28 protein-coding genes are annotated in these 15,172 nt (G+C 34.6%); all 28 read left to right on the top strand.

Annotation, left to right across the window (positions count from 1 at the left end; genetic code table 11):
• The 28 genes from rplW to eno all read left to right on the top strand — a co-directional run bounded on the left by rplW (position 1) and on the right by eno (position 15,137).
• Positions 1 to 291: a 50S ribosomal protein L23 gene (gene rplW / locus QMG60_RS01940; RefSeq protein WP_012022489.1), complete on the top strand. Its 291-nt coding sequence runs from the start codon at positions 1 to 3 to the stop codon at positions 289 to 291.
• A gap of 9 nt (positions 292 to 300) precedes the next feature.
• Positions 301 to 1,125, top strand: coding sequence for a 50S ribosomal protein L2 (rplB, locus tag QMG60_RS01935; RefSeq protein ID WP_035650459.1), 825 nt, complete (start codon positions 301 to 303; stop codon positions 1,123 to 1,125).
• Positions 1,126 to 1,131: 6 nt separating this feature from the next.
• Entirely contained in the window at positions 1,132 to 1,410 is a 279-nt protein-coding gene (rpsS, locus tag QMG60_RS01930; protein WP_007803626.1) for a 30S ribosomal protein S19, read from the top strand.
• 6 nt (positions 1,411 to 1,416) lie between these two features.
• Positions 1,417 to 1,830 (top strand): 50S ribosomal protein L22, encoded by a 414-nt coding sequence (gene rplV, locus QMG60_RS01925; protein ID WP_007803631.1) that lies wholly within the window; start codon positions 1,417 to 1,419, stop codon positions 1,828 to 1,830.
• A 5-nt stretch (positions 1,831 to 1,835) separates the two neighbouring features.
• A complete protein-coding gene (gene rpsC / locus QMG60_RS01920; protein ID WP_008464292.1) occupies positions 1,836 to 2,594 on the top strand; it encodes a 30S ribosomal protein S3 in 759 nt (252 codons plus the stop codon).
• A 19-nt stretch (positions 2,595 to 2,613) separates the two neighbouring features.
• Positions 2,614 to 3,039 carry a 50S ribosomal protein L16 gene (gene rplP, locus QMG60_RS01915; protein ID WP_017495016.1) on the top strand — a complete coding sequence of 142 codons (426 nt, stop codon included), beginning with the start codon at positions 2,614 to 2,616 and terminating at the stop codon, positions 3,037 to 3,039.
• Positions 3,040 to 3,051: 12 nt separating this feature from the next.
• Positions 3,052 to 3,243: a 50S ribosomal protein L29 gene (gene rpmC / locus QMG60_RS01910; protein WP_008464297.1), complete on the top strand. Its 192-nt coding sequence runs from the start codon at positions 3,052 to 3,054 to the stop codon at positions 3,241 to 3,243.
• A gap of 17 nt (positions 3,244 to 3,260) precedes the next feature.
• Entirely contained in the window at positions 3,261 to 3,521 is a 261-nt protein-coding gene (gene rpsQ / locus QMG60_RS01905; RefSeq protein ID WP_007803646.1) for a 30S ribosomal protein S17, read from the top strand.
• Positions 3,522 to 3,523: 2 nt separating this feature from the next.
• The gene (gene rplN / locus QMG60_RS01900; protein WP_007803649.1) at positions 3,524 to 3,892 is read left to right on the top strand and encodes a 50S ribosomal protein L14; all 369 of its coding nucleotides are present in this window, start codon (positions 3,524 to 3,526) and stop codon (positions 3,890 to 3,892) included.
• 11 nt (positions 3,893 to 3,903) lie between these two features.
• Positions 3,904 to 4,218 (top strand): 50S ribosomal protein L24, encoded by a 315-nt coding sequence (gene rplX, locus QMG60_RS01895; RefSeq protein ID WP_007803650.1) that lies wholly within the window; start codon positions 3,904 to 3,906, stop codon positions 4,216 to 4,218.
• A 2-nt stretch (positions 4,219 to 4,220) separates the two neighbouring features.
• Positions 4,221 to 4,772 carry a 50S ribosomal protein L5 gene (gene rplE, locus QMG60_RS01890; protein ID WP_012022484.1) on the top strand — a complete coding sequence of 184 codons (552 nt, stop codon included), beginning with the start codon at positions 4,221 to 4,223 and terminating at the stop codon, positions 4,770 to 4,772.
• 3 nt (positions 4,773 to 4,775) lie between these two features.
• On the top strand, positions 4,776 to 5,045 hold the full coding sequence (rpsN, locus tag QMG60_RS01885) for a 30S ribosomal protein S14 (protein ID WP_031456037.1): 270 nt from the start codon (positions 4,776 to 4,778) through the stop codon (positions 5,043 to 5,045).
• 79 nt (positions 5,046 to 5,124) lie between these two features.
• The gene (gene rpsH, locus QMG60_RS01880) at positions 5,125 to 5,523 is read left to right on the top strand and encodes a 30S ribosomal protein S8 (protein ID WP_008464306.1); all 399 of its coding nucleotides are present in this window, start codon (positions 5,125 to 5,127) and stop codon (positions 5,521 to 5,523) included.
• An 18-nt stretch (positions 5,524 to 5,541) separates the two neighbouring features.
• Complete coding sequence (rplF, locus tag QMG60_RS01875) at positions 5,542 to 6,084, top strand: 50S ribosomal protein L6 (protein WP_057114920.1); 543 nt, start codon at positions 5,542 to 5,544, stop codon at positions 6,082 to 6,084.
• An 11-nt stretch (positions 6,085 to 6,095) separates the two neighbouring features.
• Entirely contained in the window at positions 6,096 to 6,446 is a 351-nt protein-coding gene (gene rplR / locus QMG60_RS01870; RefSeq protein WP_057114919.1) for a 50S ribosomal protein L18, read from the top strand.
• A gap of 3 nt (positions 6,447 to 6,449) precedes the next feature.
• Positions 6,450 to 6,974: a 30S ribosomal protein S5 gene (gene rpsE / locus QMG60_RS01865; RefSeq protein ID WP_085949269.1), complete on the top strand. Its 525-nt coding sequence runs from the start codon at positions 6,450 to 6,452 to the stop codon at positions 6,972 to 6,974.
• 12 nt (positions 6,975 to 6,986) lie between these two features.
• Positions 6,987 to 7,169: a 50S ribosomal protein L30 gene (gene rpmD, locus QMG60_RS01860; protein ID WP_008464315.1), complete on the top strand. Its 183-nt coding sequence runs from the start codon at positions 6,987 to 6,989 to the stop codon at positions 7,167 to 7,169.
• Between the two features lie 11 nt (positions 7,170 to 7,180).
• On the top strand, positions 7,181 to 7,633 hold the full coding sequence (gene rplO / locus QMG60_RS01855; protein WP_057114918.1) for a 50S ribosomal protein L15: 453 nt from the start codon (positions 7,181 to 7,183) through the stop codon (positions 7,631 to 7,633).
• Between the two features lie 13 nt (positions 7,634 to 7,646).
• Positions 7,647 to 8,993: a preprotein translocase subunit SecY gene (secY, locus tag QMG60_RS01850; RefSeq protein ID WP_007803669.1), complete on the top strand. Its 1,347-nt coding sequence runs from the start codon at positions 7,647 to 7,649 to the stop codon at positions 8,991 to 8,993.
• A 7-nt stretch (positions 8,994 to 9,000) separates the two neighbouring features.
• Complete coding sequence (gene infA, locus QMG60_RS01845; protein ID WP_007136545.1) at positions 9,001 to 9,216, top strand: translation initiation factor IF-1; 216 nt, start codon at positions 9,001 to 9,003, stop codon at positions 9,214 to 9,216.
• Positions 9,217 to 9,228: 12 nt separating this feature from the next.
• A complete protein-coding gene (ykgO, locus tag QMG60_RS01840; RefSeq protein ID WP_002987490.1) occupies positions 9,229 to 9,345 on the top strand; it encodes a type B 50S ribosomal protein L36 in 117 nt (38 codons plus the stop codon).
• Positions 9,346 to 9,347: 2 nt separating this feature from the next.
• Positions 9,348 to 9,722 (top strand): 30S ribosomal protein S13, encoded by a 375-nt coding sequence (gene rpsM, locus QMG60_RS01835; protein ID WP_008464322.1) that lies wholly within the window; start codon positions 9,348 to 9,350, stop codon positions 9,720 to 9,722.
• 8 nt (positions 9,723 to 9,730) lie between these two features.
• A complete protein-coding gene (rpsK, locus tag QMG60_RS01830) occupies positions 9,731 to 10,114 on the top strand; it encodes a 30S ribosomal protein S11 (protein WP_026727866.1) in 384 nt (127 codons plus the stop codon).
• 92 nt (positions 10,115 to 10,206) lie between these two features.
• The gene (gene rpsD / locus QMG60_RS01825) at positions 10,207 to 10,812 is read left to right on the top strand and encodes a 30S ribosomal protein S4 (protein ID WP_008464326.1); all 606 of its coding nucleotides are present in this window, start codon (positions 10,207 to 10,209) and stop codon (positions 10,810 to 10,812) included.
• Between the two features lie 21 nt (positions 10,813 to 10,833).
• Positions 10,834 to 11,826, top strand: a complete 993-nt coding sequence (locus QMG60_RS01820; protein ID WP_008464329.1) for a DNA-directed RNA polymerase subunit alpha — start codon at positions 10,834 to 10,836, stop codon at positions 11,824 to 11,826.
• 62 nt (positions 11,827 to 11,888) lie between these two features.
• A complete protein-coding gene (rplQ, locus tag QMG60_RS01815) occupies positions 11,889 to 12,380 on the top strand; it encodes a 50S ribosomal protein L17 (RefSeq protein WP_057114917.1) in 492 nt (163 codons plus the stop codon).
• Positions 12,381 to 12,624: 244 nt separating this feature from the next.
• A complete protein-coding gene (carA, locus tag QMG60_RS01810) occupies positions 12,625 to 13,743 on the top strand; it encodes a glutamine-hydrolyzing carbamoyl-phosphate synthase small subunit (protein WP_281866710.1) in 1,119 nt (372 codons plus the stop codon).
• 101 nt (positions 13,744 to 13,844) lie between these two features.
• Positions 13,845 to 15,137 carry a phosphopyruvate hydratase gene (eno, locus tag QMG60_RS01805; RefSeq protein ID WP_057114915.1) on the top strand — a complete coding sequence of 431 codons (1,293 nt, stop codon included), beginning with the start codon at positions 13,845 to 13,847 and terminating at the stop codon, positions 15,135 to 15,137.
• The last annotated feature ends 35 nt before the right edge of the window (positions 15,138 to 15,172 follow it).

Below are 15,172 nucleotides of genomic sequence, written 5' to 3'. Positions count from 1 at the left end.
ATGAGTATCATAATTAGACCTATAGTAACGGAAAAAGTAACCAAAGAAAGTGAAGTTCTAAACCGCTTCGGATTCGTTGTTGACAAAAAAGCAAACAAAGTTCAAATTAAGAAAGCTGTTGAGGCTGCTTATGGAGTAACTATCGTTTCTGTTAACACAATGAATGTGAGACCAGATAGATCTACTAAATACACTAAAAGTGGTTTAATCAGTGGAAAGACAAATGCAATTAAAAAAGCAATTGTTCAAGTACAAGAAGGAGAAACAATTGATTTTTACAACAATATCTAAGATAGAAAAATGTCAGTAAGAAAATTAAAACCTATTACCCCAGGTCAGCGATTTAGAGTTGTGAATGGTTATGACGCCATTACAACTGATAAGCCGGAACGCTCTTTGATAGCGCCGATAAAAAACTCTGGAGGTAGAAATAGTCAAGGAAAGATGACCATGCGTTATACGGGTGGTGGTCACAAGCAGAGATATCGTATTATTGATTTCAAAAGAACTAAAGATGGAATTCCAGCTACAGTGAAATCAATCGAGTACGATCCAAATCGTACTGCATTTATCGCTCTATTAGCTTATGCTGATGGAGAGAAAACTTATGTAATTGCTCAAAACGGATTGAAAGTTGGTCAGAAATTAGTTTCTGGTCCAGAATCTCAACCTGAAATTGGTAATACATTACCTTTAAGCAGAATTCCTCTTGGAACTGTTATATCTTGTATTGAGTTACGTCCAGGACAAGGAGCTGTTATTGCTCGTTCAGCTGGAACTTTTGCTCAGTTAATGGCAAGAGACGGGAAATATGCAACAATTAAAATGCCATCTGGAGAAACAAGATTGATCTTGTTAACTTGTTCGGCTACAATTGGAGCTGTTTCTAATTCTGACCACCAATTAGTTGTATCTGGAAAAGCAGGTAGAACAAGATGGTTAGGAAGAAGACCTAGAACTAGACCAGTAGCGATGAACCCAGTTGATCACCCTATGGGAGGTGGTGAAGGACGTTCTTCTGGAGGGCACCCACGTTCAAGAAACGGATTGCCAGCTAAAGGTTACAGAACTCGTTCTAAGAAAAACCCGAGTAACAAGTATATCGTAGAACGTAGAAAGAAATAATAAGATATGGCACGTTCATTAAAAAAAGGACCTTTCGTTCATTATAAATTAGACAAGAAAGTTCAAGAAAACATTGAAAACGGAAACAAAGGAGTGGTAAAGACTTGGTCTAGAGCTTCTATGATTACTCCTGACTTTGTTGGACAAACTATCGCAGTTCATAACGGTCGTCAATTTGTACCAGTTTACGTAACAGAAAACATGGTAGGTCACAAATTAGGAGAGTTTTCACCAACTAGATCTTTTAGAGGTCATGCTGGAGCAAAAAATAAAGGTAAAAAATAAGAAGCAATGGGAGTTCGTAAAAGAGAAACAGCAGATGCGAGAAAAGAGGCTAATAAGTCTATTGCTTTCGCAAAATTGAATAACTGCCCTACTTCACCTAGAAAAATGCGCTTAGTAGCGGACTTGGTAAGAGGTCAGAAGGTAGAAAGAGCACTTAACATTTTAAGATTCAGTTCTAAAGAAGCTTCAAGAAAATTAGAAAAACTATTATTATCTGCAATCAATAACTGGGAGCAAAAAAATAGTGAAGGTAATTTAGAAGAGGCTGGATTATTTGTTAAAGAGATCAGAGTAGATGGTGGAATGATGTTAAAAAGACTTCGTCCAGCTCCACAAGGTCGTGCACACAGAATAAGAAAACGTTCTAATCACGTTACAATCGTGCTTGGAGCTATCAATAACACACAAAGCAATTCTTAAGCAGCATGGGACAAAAGACAAATCCAATTGGAAATAGACTTGGTATCATCAGAGGATGGGACTCAAACTGGTATGGTGGAAATGATTACGGTGATAAACTTGCCGAAGATCACAAAATCAGAAAGTATATCCATGCTCGTTTATCAAAAGCTAGTGTATCAAAAGTAATCATCGAGAGAACTTTGAAACTTGTAACCGTTACTATCACTACTGCTAGACCTGGTATCATTATCGGAAAAGGTGGACAAGAGGTAGACAAGTTAAAAGAAGAACTTAAGAAAGTTACTGACAAAGAGGTTCAAATTAACATTTTTGAAATTAAAAGACCTGAATTAGATGCTTATCTTGTGGCGACAAGCATCGCTCGTCAAATCGAAAGCCGTATTTCTTACAGACGTGCAATCAAAATGGCTATTGCTGCTTCTATGCGTATGAACGCTGAGGGTATCAAAGTTTTGATTTCTGGACGTTTGAATGGTGCTGAGATGGCTCGTTCAGAGGGTTTCAAAGAAGGTAGAATTCCTCTATCAACTTTCAGAGCTGATATTGATTATGCTTTGGCTGAAGCTCACACTACTTATGGTAGAATGGGTATCAAAGTATGGATCATGAAAGGTGAAGTTTACGGTAAGAGAGAACTTTCTCCGCTTGCTGGAATGGACAAAAAACAATCTGGTACAGGTGGTGGAAAAGGTGGAGATGCTCCTAGAGGCAAATCTAACTTTAACAAAGGCGGAAAACCAGACGCTCGTAAAAGAAAGTAAATTTTTAAACTAAAGAAAAATGTTACAGCCTAAAAGAACAAAATACCGTAAGGTACAAAAAGGTAAAATGAAAGGTAACTCTCAAAGAGGGCATGAACTTTCAAATGGAATGTTTGGTATTAAATCTGTACATGAAGATGGTATGTTCTTAACTTCTCGTCAAATTGAAGCTGCACGTATCGCTGCAACTCGTTACATGAAGAGAGAAGGACAATTATGGATTAAAATATTTCCAGACAAACCTATTACTAAGAAACCTCTTGAAGTACGTATGGGTAAAGGTAAAGGAGCAGTTGAGTATTGGGCTGCTGTTGTTAAACCAGGAAGAATTATGTTTGAAGTTGGAGGAGTTCCGTTATCAGTTGCAAAAGAGGCTTTACGTCTTGCAGCTCAGAAACTTCCAGTAAAAACTAAGTTCGTCGTTGCTAGAGATTTCGAAGCATAATTTATATTTATTATGAAACAATCAGAAATAAAAGATCTTTCTGCAGCGGAGTTGCAAGAAAAACTTAGTCAAACTAAGAAAGTATATGCTGACCTAAAAATGGCTCACGCTATTTCTCCAATTGCTAACCCACTTCAAATTAGAAGCGTTAGAAGAACAGTTGCAAGATTGGCTACAGAGTTAACTAAAAGAGAGTTACAATAATTGTATTCTGCTGAAAGATGGAAGAAAAAAGAAATTTAAGAAAAGAAAGAATAGGTGTTGTTACTTCAAATAAAATGGATAAATCTATTGTTATTGCTGAAGTAAGAAAAGTAAAACACCCATTATACGGTAAGTTCGTGTTGAAAACTAAGAAATATGTTGCACACGACGAAACAAACGACTGTAACATTGGAGATACTGTAAGAATTAGCGAAACGCGTCCTTTAAGTAAAACAAAATGTTGGAGATTAGTTGAAATCTTAGAAAGAGCTAAATAATTATGGTACAACAGGAATCAAGACTAAAAGTAGCAGATAACACGGGAGCAAAAGAAGTTTTAACTATCCGTGTTTTAGGAGGTACCAAAAGAAGGTATGCCTCTGTTGGTGACAAGATTGTAGTATCTATTAAAGATGCAACTCCTAACGGTAACGTTAAAAAAGGAGCTGTTTCAACTGCAGTTGTTGTGCGTACCAAAAAAGAAGTGAGAAGAGCTGATGGTTCTTATATCCGTTTCGATGACAATGCATGTGTTCTTTTGAACGCTGCGGGGGAAATGAGAGGAACTCGTGTTTTTGGTCCGGTAGCAAGAGAACTTCGTGAAAAACAATTCATGAAAATTGTATCATTAGCACCAGAAGTGCTTTAATTCGTTTTAAGATGATAAAGCTAAAAATTAAATCAGGAGATATCGTAAGAGTTATTGCTGGAGACCATAAAGGTGCTGAAGGTAAAGTTCTACGTGTTTACCGTGAGAAAAATAAAGCGATAGTTGAAGGTGTAAACATGGTTTCGAAACATACAAAACCAAGTGCTAAAAACCCTCAAGGTGGTATCGTTAAAAAAGAAGCTTCTATTCAAATTTCTAACATTTCACTAATTGATCCTAAAACTAAGGAAACAACTAGAGTAGGTATTAGAGTAGAAGGAGATAAGAAAGTAAGATTTTCAAAAAAATCTAATCAAGTACTATAGTAATGGCATATACACCTAGACTAAAAGAAGAATATAAGAGTAGAGTAATCTCTGCTCTTAAAGAAGAGTTCGGATATACAAACGTTATGCAAGTTCCAAAACTTGAAAAAATCGTTTTGAGCCGTGGAGTTGGTGCAGCTGTATCTGATAAAAAACTTATTGACTATGCTGTTGATGAGTTAACAAAGATCACTGGACAAAAAGCAGTATCTACAATCTCAAAGAAAGACGTTGCGTCATTCAAATTGAGAAAAGGGATGCCTATTGGAGCAAAAGTTACTTTACGTGGTGAAAGAATGTATGAGTTTTTAGATAGACTTATTACTTCTGCTTTACCACGTGTTAGAGATTTCGGTGGTATTAAAGCTACTGGTTTCGATGGAAGAGGTAACTACAATCTTGGAGTTTTGGAGCAAATCATTTTCCCAGAAATTGATATTGATAAAGTAAACAAAATCTCAGGAATGGATATTACTTTTGTTACTACTGCAAAAACAGATAAGGAAGCAAAGTCATTATTGGCTGAATTAGGATTACCTTTTAAAAAGAATTAAGACATGGCTAAAGAATCAATGAAAGCCCGCGAGGTTAAAAGAGAGAAAACGGTAGCTAAGTACGCTGAAAAAAGAAAAGCTTTATTAGAAGCTGGAGACTATGAAGGCCTACAAAAATTACCTAAAAATGCTTCACCAGTTCGTTTGCACAATCGTTGTAAATTAACAGGTAGACCAAGAGGTTATATCCGTCAATTCGGTATTTCACGTGTAACTTTCCGTGAAATGGCTAACAATGGATTAATTCCAGGTGTAAAAAAAGCCAGCTGGTAATTTAAAAAAAGTTTATAAATTGATTAAAGGTTCAGGAGGCAGAGTGCTTCCTGAAAACCATAATCGCAATCAAATACATATGTATACAGATCCTATTGCAGATTATTTGACTAGAGTTCGTAATGCTGTGGCTGCAAACCACAAAGTTGTTGAGATTCCAGCATCTAATCTTAAAAAAGAAATAACTAAGATCTTATTTGATCAAGGTTATATCTTAAGTTACAAATTTGAGCAGAACACAGTACAAGGTTCTATCAAAATTGCTTTAAAGTATGATAAAGATACTAAGGAGCCAGTAATTAAAGATATCCAAAGAATTAGTAAACCTGGTTTACGTAAATATGCAGGTGCTGCCAAATTACCAAGAATCCTTAATGGATTAGGAATTGCAATTGTTTCAACTTCAAAAGGTCTTATGACTGGAAAACAAGCGAAACAATTAAATGTAGGTGGTGAAGTAATTTGTTACGTATACTAATTTTAAAGACTAAATAAGATGTCAAGAATAGGTAAAAGCCCAATTGTAATCACTGCTGGTGTAACTGTAGAAGTTAAAGACGGTATTATTACAGTAAAAGGAAAAAAAGGTCAATTAGTTCAGGAGTTTTCGGACGTAAATGTAACTGTTGAAGGCGATCAAGTTTTAGTAGAAAGATCGTCTGATCATAAAGACCACAGAGCAAAACACGGATTATATAGATCTTTGATCAATAATATGATTATCGGTGTTTCTGAAGGTTTTACAAAAGAACTAGAATTAGTTGGAGTTGGTTATAGAGCTTCAAACCAAGGTCAAAAATTAGATTTAGCTCTTGGATATTCTCACAATATTGTTTTGGAAATTGCTCCAGAAGTATCTTTAGAAACAATATCTGAAAAAGGTAAGAACCCTATCGTAAAATTAACATCATTTGATAAACAACTTTTAGGTCAAGTTGCTGCGAAAATCAGAGGTTTCCGTAAGCCAGAGCCATACAAAGGAAAAGGTGTTAAATTTGTGGGTGAAGTATTAAGAAGAAAAGCAGGTAAATCAGCTTAAAAAATAAGATTATGTCATTAACAAAATCTGATAGAAGACAGAGAATTAAATTCAGAATTAGAAAATCGGTTAGTGGTTCTGCTGCAAGACCTAGACTTTCTGTTTTTAGAAGTAATAAAGAAATTTACGCTCAAATTATTGATGATGTAAATGGAGTTACTATATTAGCTGCATCTTCAAGAGAAAAAGAAATAGGAAAAGGTACTAACGTTGAAATCGCTGCTGCTGTTGGAAAATTAGTTGCAGAGAAAGCGTTAAAAGCTGGGATTGATACAATCACTTTTGATAGAGGTGGTTATTTATATCACGGTCGTATTAAATCATTAGCAGAAGGCGCAAGAGCCGCTGGACTTAAATTCTAATATATTATGTCTAAATACAAAAATGTAGAATTGGTAAAACCTAGTGGTCTTGAACTTAAAGATCGTCTGGTAAGTGTTAATCGTGTTACTAAAGTTACAAAAGGTGGTAGAGCTTTCGGTTTTTCTGCTATTGTAGTTGTAGGTGATGAAAATGGAGTGGTAGGTCATGGATTAGGAAAATCTAAAGATGTTTCTGAAGCAATTGCGAAAGCAGTAGAAGATGCTAAGAAAAATTTAGTTAGAATTCCTTTGAATGGTCAATCTGTTCCTCACGAACAAAAAGGAAAATTTGGTGGTGCACGCGTATTTTTAATCCCAGCATCTCATGGTACTGGAGTTATCGCTGGTGGAGCTGTTCGTTCAGTTCTTGAATCAGTAGGAATTCACGATGTATTGTCGAAATCTCAAGGATCATCAAATCCACACAACGTAGTAAAAGCAACTTTTGATGCTTTATTGCAAATGAGAAGTGCTCATACTGTTGCAAAACAAAGAGGTGTTTCTTTAGAAAAAGTTTTTAAAGGTTAATTCAAGGAAATTATGGCTAAATTATTAGTAAAACAAGTAAGAAGCAAAATCAACTGTCCTCTTTCTCAAAAGAGAGGTTTGGAAGCTTTAGGTCTACGTAAAATTGGACAAGTTGTGGAGCACGAGTCAAATCCTGCTATCCTTGGGATGATAAACAAAGTTAAACACTTAGTTTCTGTTGAAGAAGCTAAATAACAAATACTGTTATGAATTTAAGTAACTTACAACCTGCTGAAGGATCTACACACAATCAAAATAAAAGATTAGGTAGAGGAGAAGGTTCTGGAAAAGGTGGTACCGCTGCAAGAGGACACAAAGGGGCTAAATCTCGTTCTGGTTATTCTAAAAAGATTGGTTTTGAAGGAGGGCAGATGCCACTTCAAAGACGTGTGCCTAAGTTTGGTTTCACAAACATCAATCGTAAAGAATACGAAGGTGTTAATTTAGATACTCTTCAATTATTGGTAGATAAAGGTGCAATTACTGATTCTGTCTCAATGGCAGATTTCGTGGCAAATCGTCTAGCTACTAAAAATGAAATCGTTAAGATTTTAGGTAGAGGAGAGTTGAAAGCAAAATTAAAAGTAACTGCCCACAAATTTACTGCAACTGCAAAAGCGGCTATTGAAGCTGCTGGTGGAGAAGCTGTAACTATATAACTTATCTATTAAGATGAAGAAATTTATTGAATCAATAAGTAATGTTTGGAAAATCGAAGAACTAAAGAATAGAATCTTAATTACGTTAGGATTACTTTTAGTATATCGTTTTGGAGCACACGTTACGCTTCCTGGAATTGACGCAACGCAATTGACTGGTTTAGCGGGACAAACTAAAAATGGTCTAGGATCTATTCTAGACATGTTCACCGGGGGTGCTTTCTCTAAGGCTTCAGTTTTTGCTTTAGGTATCATGCCTTATATTTCTGCGTCTATTGTTGTTCAGTTGATGGGGATTGCGATTCCATATTTACAAAAACTTCAAAATGATGGGGAAAGTGGTAGAAAAAAGATTAATCAAATCACTCGTTGGTTGACAATCGCTATCACATTGGTTCAAGGTCCAACTTATATCTATAATTTATACAGAACATTGCCTAGTAATGCATTTTTGCTAGGCTTTAATTCTCCTGAATTTTTGTTCTCTTCTGTTATAATCTTAGTTACTGGTACAATTTTTGCTATGTGGCTTGGAGAGAAAATTACAGATAAAGGTATTGGAAATGGTATTTCATTGTTAATTATGGTTGGTATTTTAGCTCGTTTACCGCAAGCTTTTATTCAAGAGTTTACAACTCGTGTTACCAATAACAATGGAGGTCCAATGTTATTAGTTATTGAAATTATTGTGTGGCTGTTAGTTATCATTTCTTGTGTATTGCTTACAATGGCAGTACGTAGGATTCCTGTACAGTATGCTCGTCGTACAACTACTGGGGATTACGAACAAGATTTGGCAGGAGGTAATAGACAATGGATTCCTCTTAAGCTTAATGCTTCTGGGGTTATGCCAATTATTTTTGCTCAGGCAATTATGTTTATTCCTGCAGCTGTAGCTGGATTGTCTAAATCAGATACATCACAATCTATTGTTGGTGCATTTAGTAATATGTTTGGTTTTTGGTATAATTTTGTTTTTGCAACTTTAATTATTGTATTTACATTCTTTTATACTGCAATCACTGTACCTACTAACAAAATGGCTGATGATTTAAAGAGAAGCGGTGGTTTTATCCCGGGCGTTCGTCCAGGAGCTGAAACTTCTGATTTCCTTGATAAAGTGATGTCTTTAATAACTTTCCCAGGATCTTTATTCCTTGCTTTGATTGCTGTGTTCCCAGCTATTGTTGTAAGTATTATGGATGTACAACAATCTTGGGCGATGTTTTTTGGGGGTACCTCATTAATAATTATGGTTGGTGTTGCAATAGATACTATTCAACAGATCAATTCATACTTGTTAAACAAACATTATGATGGTTTAATGAAGACTGGTAAAAATAGAAAAGCGGTAGCTTAATATATTTATGGCAAAACAATCAGCAATAGAACAAGACGGATCAATTATTGAAGCATTATCAAATGCGATGTTCCGTGTAGAGTTAGAAAATGGACATATCGTAATTGCTCATATTTCTGGAAAAATGCGTATGCATTACATCAAATTATTACCTGGTGATAAAGTGAAACTAGAAATGAGTCCTTATGATTTGTCAAAAGCAAGAATTACTTATCGATATTAAAGGATATTCACTATGAAAGTTAGAGCATCAGTAAAAAAGAGAAGTGCCGAGTGCATTATCGTGCGTAGAAAAGGGAGACTGTACGTAATAAACAAAAAGAATCCTAGATTTAAACAAAGACAAGGATAATTATGGCAAGAATAGCAGGGGTAGATATCCCAAAAAACAAAAGAGGTGTTATTGCACTTACCTACATCTTCGGATTAGGGAAAAGTAGAGCTATTGAGATTTTGGAAAAAGCTCAAGTTAGCCAAGATAAAAAAGTTCAAGATTGGAATGATGATGAGATCGGAGCAATTCGTGAAGCTGTTTCATTTTACAAAATCGAAGGAGAATTACGTTCTGAAATTTCATTAAACATTAAACGTTTAATGGATATTGGATGTTACAGAGGTATTCGTCATAGATCTGGTCTTCCATTAAGAGGGCAAAGAACTAAAAACAACTCAAGAACAAGAAAAGGTAAAAGAAAAACTGTTGCTAACAAGAAAAAAGCAACTAAATAATAAGTAATATGGCTAAAGCAACTGCAAAAAAACGTAAAGTTATCGTTGAATCAACGGGTGAGGCTCATATTTCTGCCACTTTTAATAACATTATTATTTCTTTGACTAATAAGAAAGGTGAAGTTATCTCTTGGTCTTCAGCTGGTAAAATGGGTTTCAGAGGTTCTAAAAAGAACACTCCTTATGCAGCTCAAATGGCAGCAGAAGATTGCGCTAAAGTAGCACTTGAGGCAGGACTTAAAAAAGTGAAAGTTTATGTAAAAGGACCAGGTAACGGACGTGAGTCTGCTATCCGTTCTATTCATAACGGTGGAATTGAAGTTACAGAGATTATCGATGTTACTCCAATGCCTCACAACGGATGTCGTCCTCCAAAAAGACGTAGAGTTTAATTTTTTATTTTTATAGTATAAACAAGGTAGAACATAAATTATCGAAGGATTAGACCTGAATTCATAATTTCTACCTTAAAATTTTTTTTAAAATGGCAAGATATACTGGTCCTAAAACCAAAATCGCTCGTAAATTTGGCGAGGCAATCTTCGGAGATGATAAATCTTTCGAAAAAAGAAATTACCCACCTGGACAACACGGGATGGCTAAAAAAAGAGGAAAAAAATCTGAGTACGCTGTTCAGTTAATGGAAAAGCAAAAAGCTAAATATTCTTATGGAATTTTAGAAAAACAATTCAGAAATTTATTCGAAAAAGCATCAGCGACTAAAGGAGTAACTGGTGAAGTTTTATTACAATTATGCGAAGCAAGATTAGATAATGTTGTTTTTAGAATGGGAATTGCTCCATCTAGAAGAGGTGCGCGTCAAATCGTTTCTCACAGACACATTACTGTAAATGGAGAGGTTGTTAATATTCCTTCTTACCACCTTAAGCCTGGTGATAAAGTTGCAGTTCGTGAAAAATCTAAATCTTTAGAAGCTATCGAACGTTCTTTATCAAATTCAAGTCATGTTTATGAATGGATTACTTGGAACAATGATCTTAAAGAAGGAACTTTTGTTTCTGTACCTGCGAGACTTCAAATTCCAGAAAACATTAAAGAACAATTAATCGTAGAGTTGTACAACAAATAATAATTGACTTAGTCGAAATTTATGGCAATATTTAATTTTCAAAAGCCCGATAAAGTTATCATGATCGATTCAACCGATTTTGAAGGTAAATTCGAATTTAGACCTTTGGAACCTGGTTACGGATTGACAGTTGGTAATGCACTTAGAAGAGTTTTGCTTTCAGCATTAGAAGGTTATGCAATTACATCTGTTCGTATCGAAGGTGTAGATCATGAGTTTTCTACTATTTCAGGTGTTGTTGAAGATGTTACCGAAATTATCCTTAATCTGAAACAAGTACGTTTCAAACGTCAAATTGAAGATATCGATAATGAATCAGTTACTATTTCTGTTTCTGGTAAAGATCAATTAACAGCAGGTGATTTTCAAAAATTTATCTCAGGTTTTCAAGTTTTGAATCCAGACCTTGTTATCTGTAATTTAGATTCTAAAATCAAATTGAACTTCGATTTAACAATCGAAAAAGGTAGAGGATACGTTCCTGCTGAGGAGAACAAAAAACAAAATGCTGCAATTGGAACGATTTTTACAGATTCTATTTTTACTCCGGTAAAAAATGTAAAATATGCAATCGAAAATTTCCGTGTAGAGCAAAAAACAGATTACGAAAAATTGGTTTTTGAAATTAAAACTGATGGATCTATTAATCCAAAAGATGCTCTTACTGAAGCTGCTAAAGTTTTAATTCACCATTTCATGTTGTTTTCTGATGAAAGAATTACACTTGAGGCTGACGAAATTGCACAAACAGAATCGTATGATGAAGAGTCATTGCATATGAGACAATTGCTTAAAACTAAGCTTGTTGATATGGATTTATCTGTGAGAGCATTAAATTGCTTGAAAGCGGCTGAAGTTGATACACTTGGTGATTTAGTATCGTTCAATAAAAATGACCTAATGAAATTCCGTAATTTTGGTAAAAAATCTTTAACTGAACTTGATGAACTTGTTGCAGTGAAGAATTTAACTTTCGGAATGGATTTAGCTAAATACAAATTAGATAAAGAATAATTTACTTCATATTTTGCTCTCCATAGTGGATTGTAGCAAGATGAAGATAAAAAAAACACGTCATGAGACACGGAAAAAAATTCAACCACTTAAGCAGACAGACTGGACATAGAAAAGCTATGTTGGCTAATATGGCTTGTTCTCTTATTGAGCACAAACGTATTAACACTACTGTTGCTAAAGCTAAAGCGCTTAAACAATTCGTTGAGCCTTTAATCACAAAATCAAAAGAAGATACGACTCACAATCGTCGTATTGTTTTTGCATACCTACGTAGCAAATATGCTGTAACTGACTTGTTCAGAGATGTGGCTGCTAAAGTTGGAGACCGTCCAGGTGGATACACTCGTATCATTAAAGTTGGAAATCGTTTGGGAGATAATGCTGATATGGCAATGATCGAACTTGTTGACTTCAATGAACTTTACAACGGAGGTAAAAAAGAAGTTAAAAAAGCAAAAAGCCGTCGTGGTGGTAAAGCTAAAAAAGCAGAAGCTGCTACTCCAGAAGCTCCTGCTGCTGAATCAGAAACGACTACTGAAGCTTCTGAATAATTATGAAAGTAATCATTCTATAATATTAAAGGATAAACTAATTTTTAGTTTATCCTTTTTTTTTGATTTTTTGAAACCTCAAAAGTGTAACATATTTAAAATAATAGGTTTTATTTTTATGAGTGAAAGTTTTAAAAAATCTTGGAAGGGCTTCTTTAAAGAAGTAAATTTGCAAAATTTCTAATTACATTTAAAACCATGATTTTGGTTTTATAACTTGATAAAAAACAATACAAATTAAATAATGAAATACACAACACGAAAAAGCGCCATTTTATTACTTAGTGATGGAACAATTTTTCACGGAAAATCTATCGGAATTAGCGGTAAAACTTTTGGTGAAGTTTGTTTTAATACTGGAATGACGGGATATCAGGAAATTTTTACTGATCCTTCTTATTTCGGACAAATAATGGTTACGACTAATCCGCATATCGGTAATTACGGAATCAATGATTTAGAAGTAGAGTCAGAGAGCGTTAAAATTGCTGGTTTAGTTTGTAAAAACTTTAGCTTTAACTATTCTAGAGAAGGTGCTTCTGGAAGCTTAGAAGATTACTTTACAAAACAAAATCTTATTTGTATTTCTGATGTTGATACCAGAGCTCTTGTTAGTTATATTCGTGATAATGGAGCTATGAATGCAGTTATCTGTACAGATGGAACTTCTGTTGAAGACTTGAAGAAAGAATTAGCAAATGTTCCTGATATGGAAGGACTGGAATTGGCTTCTAAAGTGTCTACAAAAGAACCATACTTTGTAGGAGATGATAATGCTACATATAAAATTTCAGCACTTGATCTTGGAATTAAAAAGAATATTCTAAGAAATCTTGCGAAAAGAGATTGTTATATTAAAGTTTTCCCATACGACTCAACATACGAAGATTTAACAGGGTTTAATCCTGATGGTTATTTCTTATCAAACGGACCTGGTGATCCGGATCCGCTTTTTGGTGCGATCGAGGTAGCAAAAAGAATTATTGCTGATGATAAACCTTTATTTGGTATTTGTTTAGGGCATCAGGTAATTGCACTTGCTAATGGAGTGAAAACTTATAAAATGTTTGGCGGGCACAGAGGTATAAATCATCCAGTAAAAAATCTTATTACAGGGAAAGGTGAAATTACTTCTCAAAATCATGGTTTTGCTGTAAAAAGAGAAGCTTTAGAAGGTCACCCTGAATTAGAGCTTACTCATATACACTTAAATGATGATACAGTTGCAGGAATGAGAATGAAGAATAAGAATTGTTTCTCAGTACAATACCATCCAGAAGCTAGTCCAGGACCACATGATTCTTCATACTTGTTTGATCAATTTGTAGAGAATATTAAACTTGCTGGGTCTAAAACGATGTAGTTAATAAATAAAGGTGTTTAATAACTAAAATGCGTTTATAGTATTAAATATTTTTATAATTTCGGAAAAAAAATATAATTTATTAATAAAAAACAAAAATAATGAGTATTATAATTAAAGTTCACGCAAGACAAATTCTTGATTCTAGAGGGAATCCTACTATTGAAGTTGATGTAGTAACTGAAAATGGAGTTTTAGGTAGAGCTGCTGTTCCATCTGGAGCATCAACTGGAGAGCACGAAGCTGTTGAATTACGTGATGGAGGTAAAGCTTATCTAGGTAAAGGTGTTTTGAACGCAGTGAATAATGTAAATACTGTTATTGCTGAAGAATTAGTTGGAACTTCTGTTTTCGAACAAAACACAATCGATCAATTAATGATTGATTTGGACGGAACTCCAAACAAATCTAAATTAGGAGCTAATGCAATTTTAGGAGTTTCTTTAGCTGCTGCAAAAGCTGCTGCTAACGAGCTAGGTCTGCCATTATACAGATATGTAGGTGGTGTTTCTGCTAACACATTGCCAGTTCCAATGATGAACATCATTAATGGTGGTTCTCACTCTGATGCTCCTATTGCATTTCAAGAGTTTATGATTTTCCCAGTAAAAGCAACTTCTTTTACACATGCTATGCAAATGGGAACTGAAATTTTCCATAGTTTGAAAAAAGTATTACATGATAGAGGTTTAAGTACAGCTGTTGGTGATGAAGGAGGTTTTGCTCCAAACTTAGCTGGTGGTACCGAAGATGCTTTAGATACAATCAAACTTGCTGTTGAAAAAGCTGGATATACTTTCGGTGACGAAATTATGATTGCTCTTGACTGTGCTGCTTCAGAATTTTATGTAAACGGTAAATACGATTATACAAAATTTGAGGGAGAAACTGGAAAAATCAGAACTTCTGAAGAGCAAGCTGATTATTTAGCTGACCTTGCTTCTAAATATCCAATTATTTCTATCGAAGACGGTATGTATGAAGATGACTGGGATGGATGGAAATATTTAACTGAAAAAATTGGAAACAAAGTACAATTAGTAGGTGACGATTTATTTGTTACAAATGTTGCTCGTTTGTCAACTGGTATTGAAAAAGGAATTGCTAATTCAATCCTTGTAAAAGTTAACCAAATTGGTACTTTAACAGAAACAATTGCAGCTGTAAACATGGCGAAAAATGCTGGTTACACATCTGTAATGTCTCACCGTTCAGGAGAAACTGAAGACAATACAATTGCAGATTTAGCTGTGGCTTTAAACTGTGGTCAAATTAAAACTGGTTCAGCGTCTCGTTCAGACCGTATGGCGAAATACAACCAATTATTGAGAATCGAAGAAGAATTAGGAAGTACAGCATATTTTCCTGGTTTAAATGCTTTTAAAATCAAATAATTATAAAAGTTATATATTGAAATGAAACCATCTGT

It is taken from the genome of Flavobacterium sp. GSB-24, from assembly GCF_027924665.1.
Lineage (GTDB): Bacteria > Bacteroidota > Bacteroidia > Flavobacteriales > Flavobacteriaceae > Flavobacterium.
This window is presented reverse-complemented; position numbering and strand designations above follow the sequence as displayed.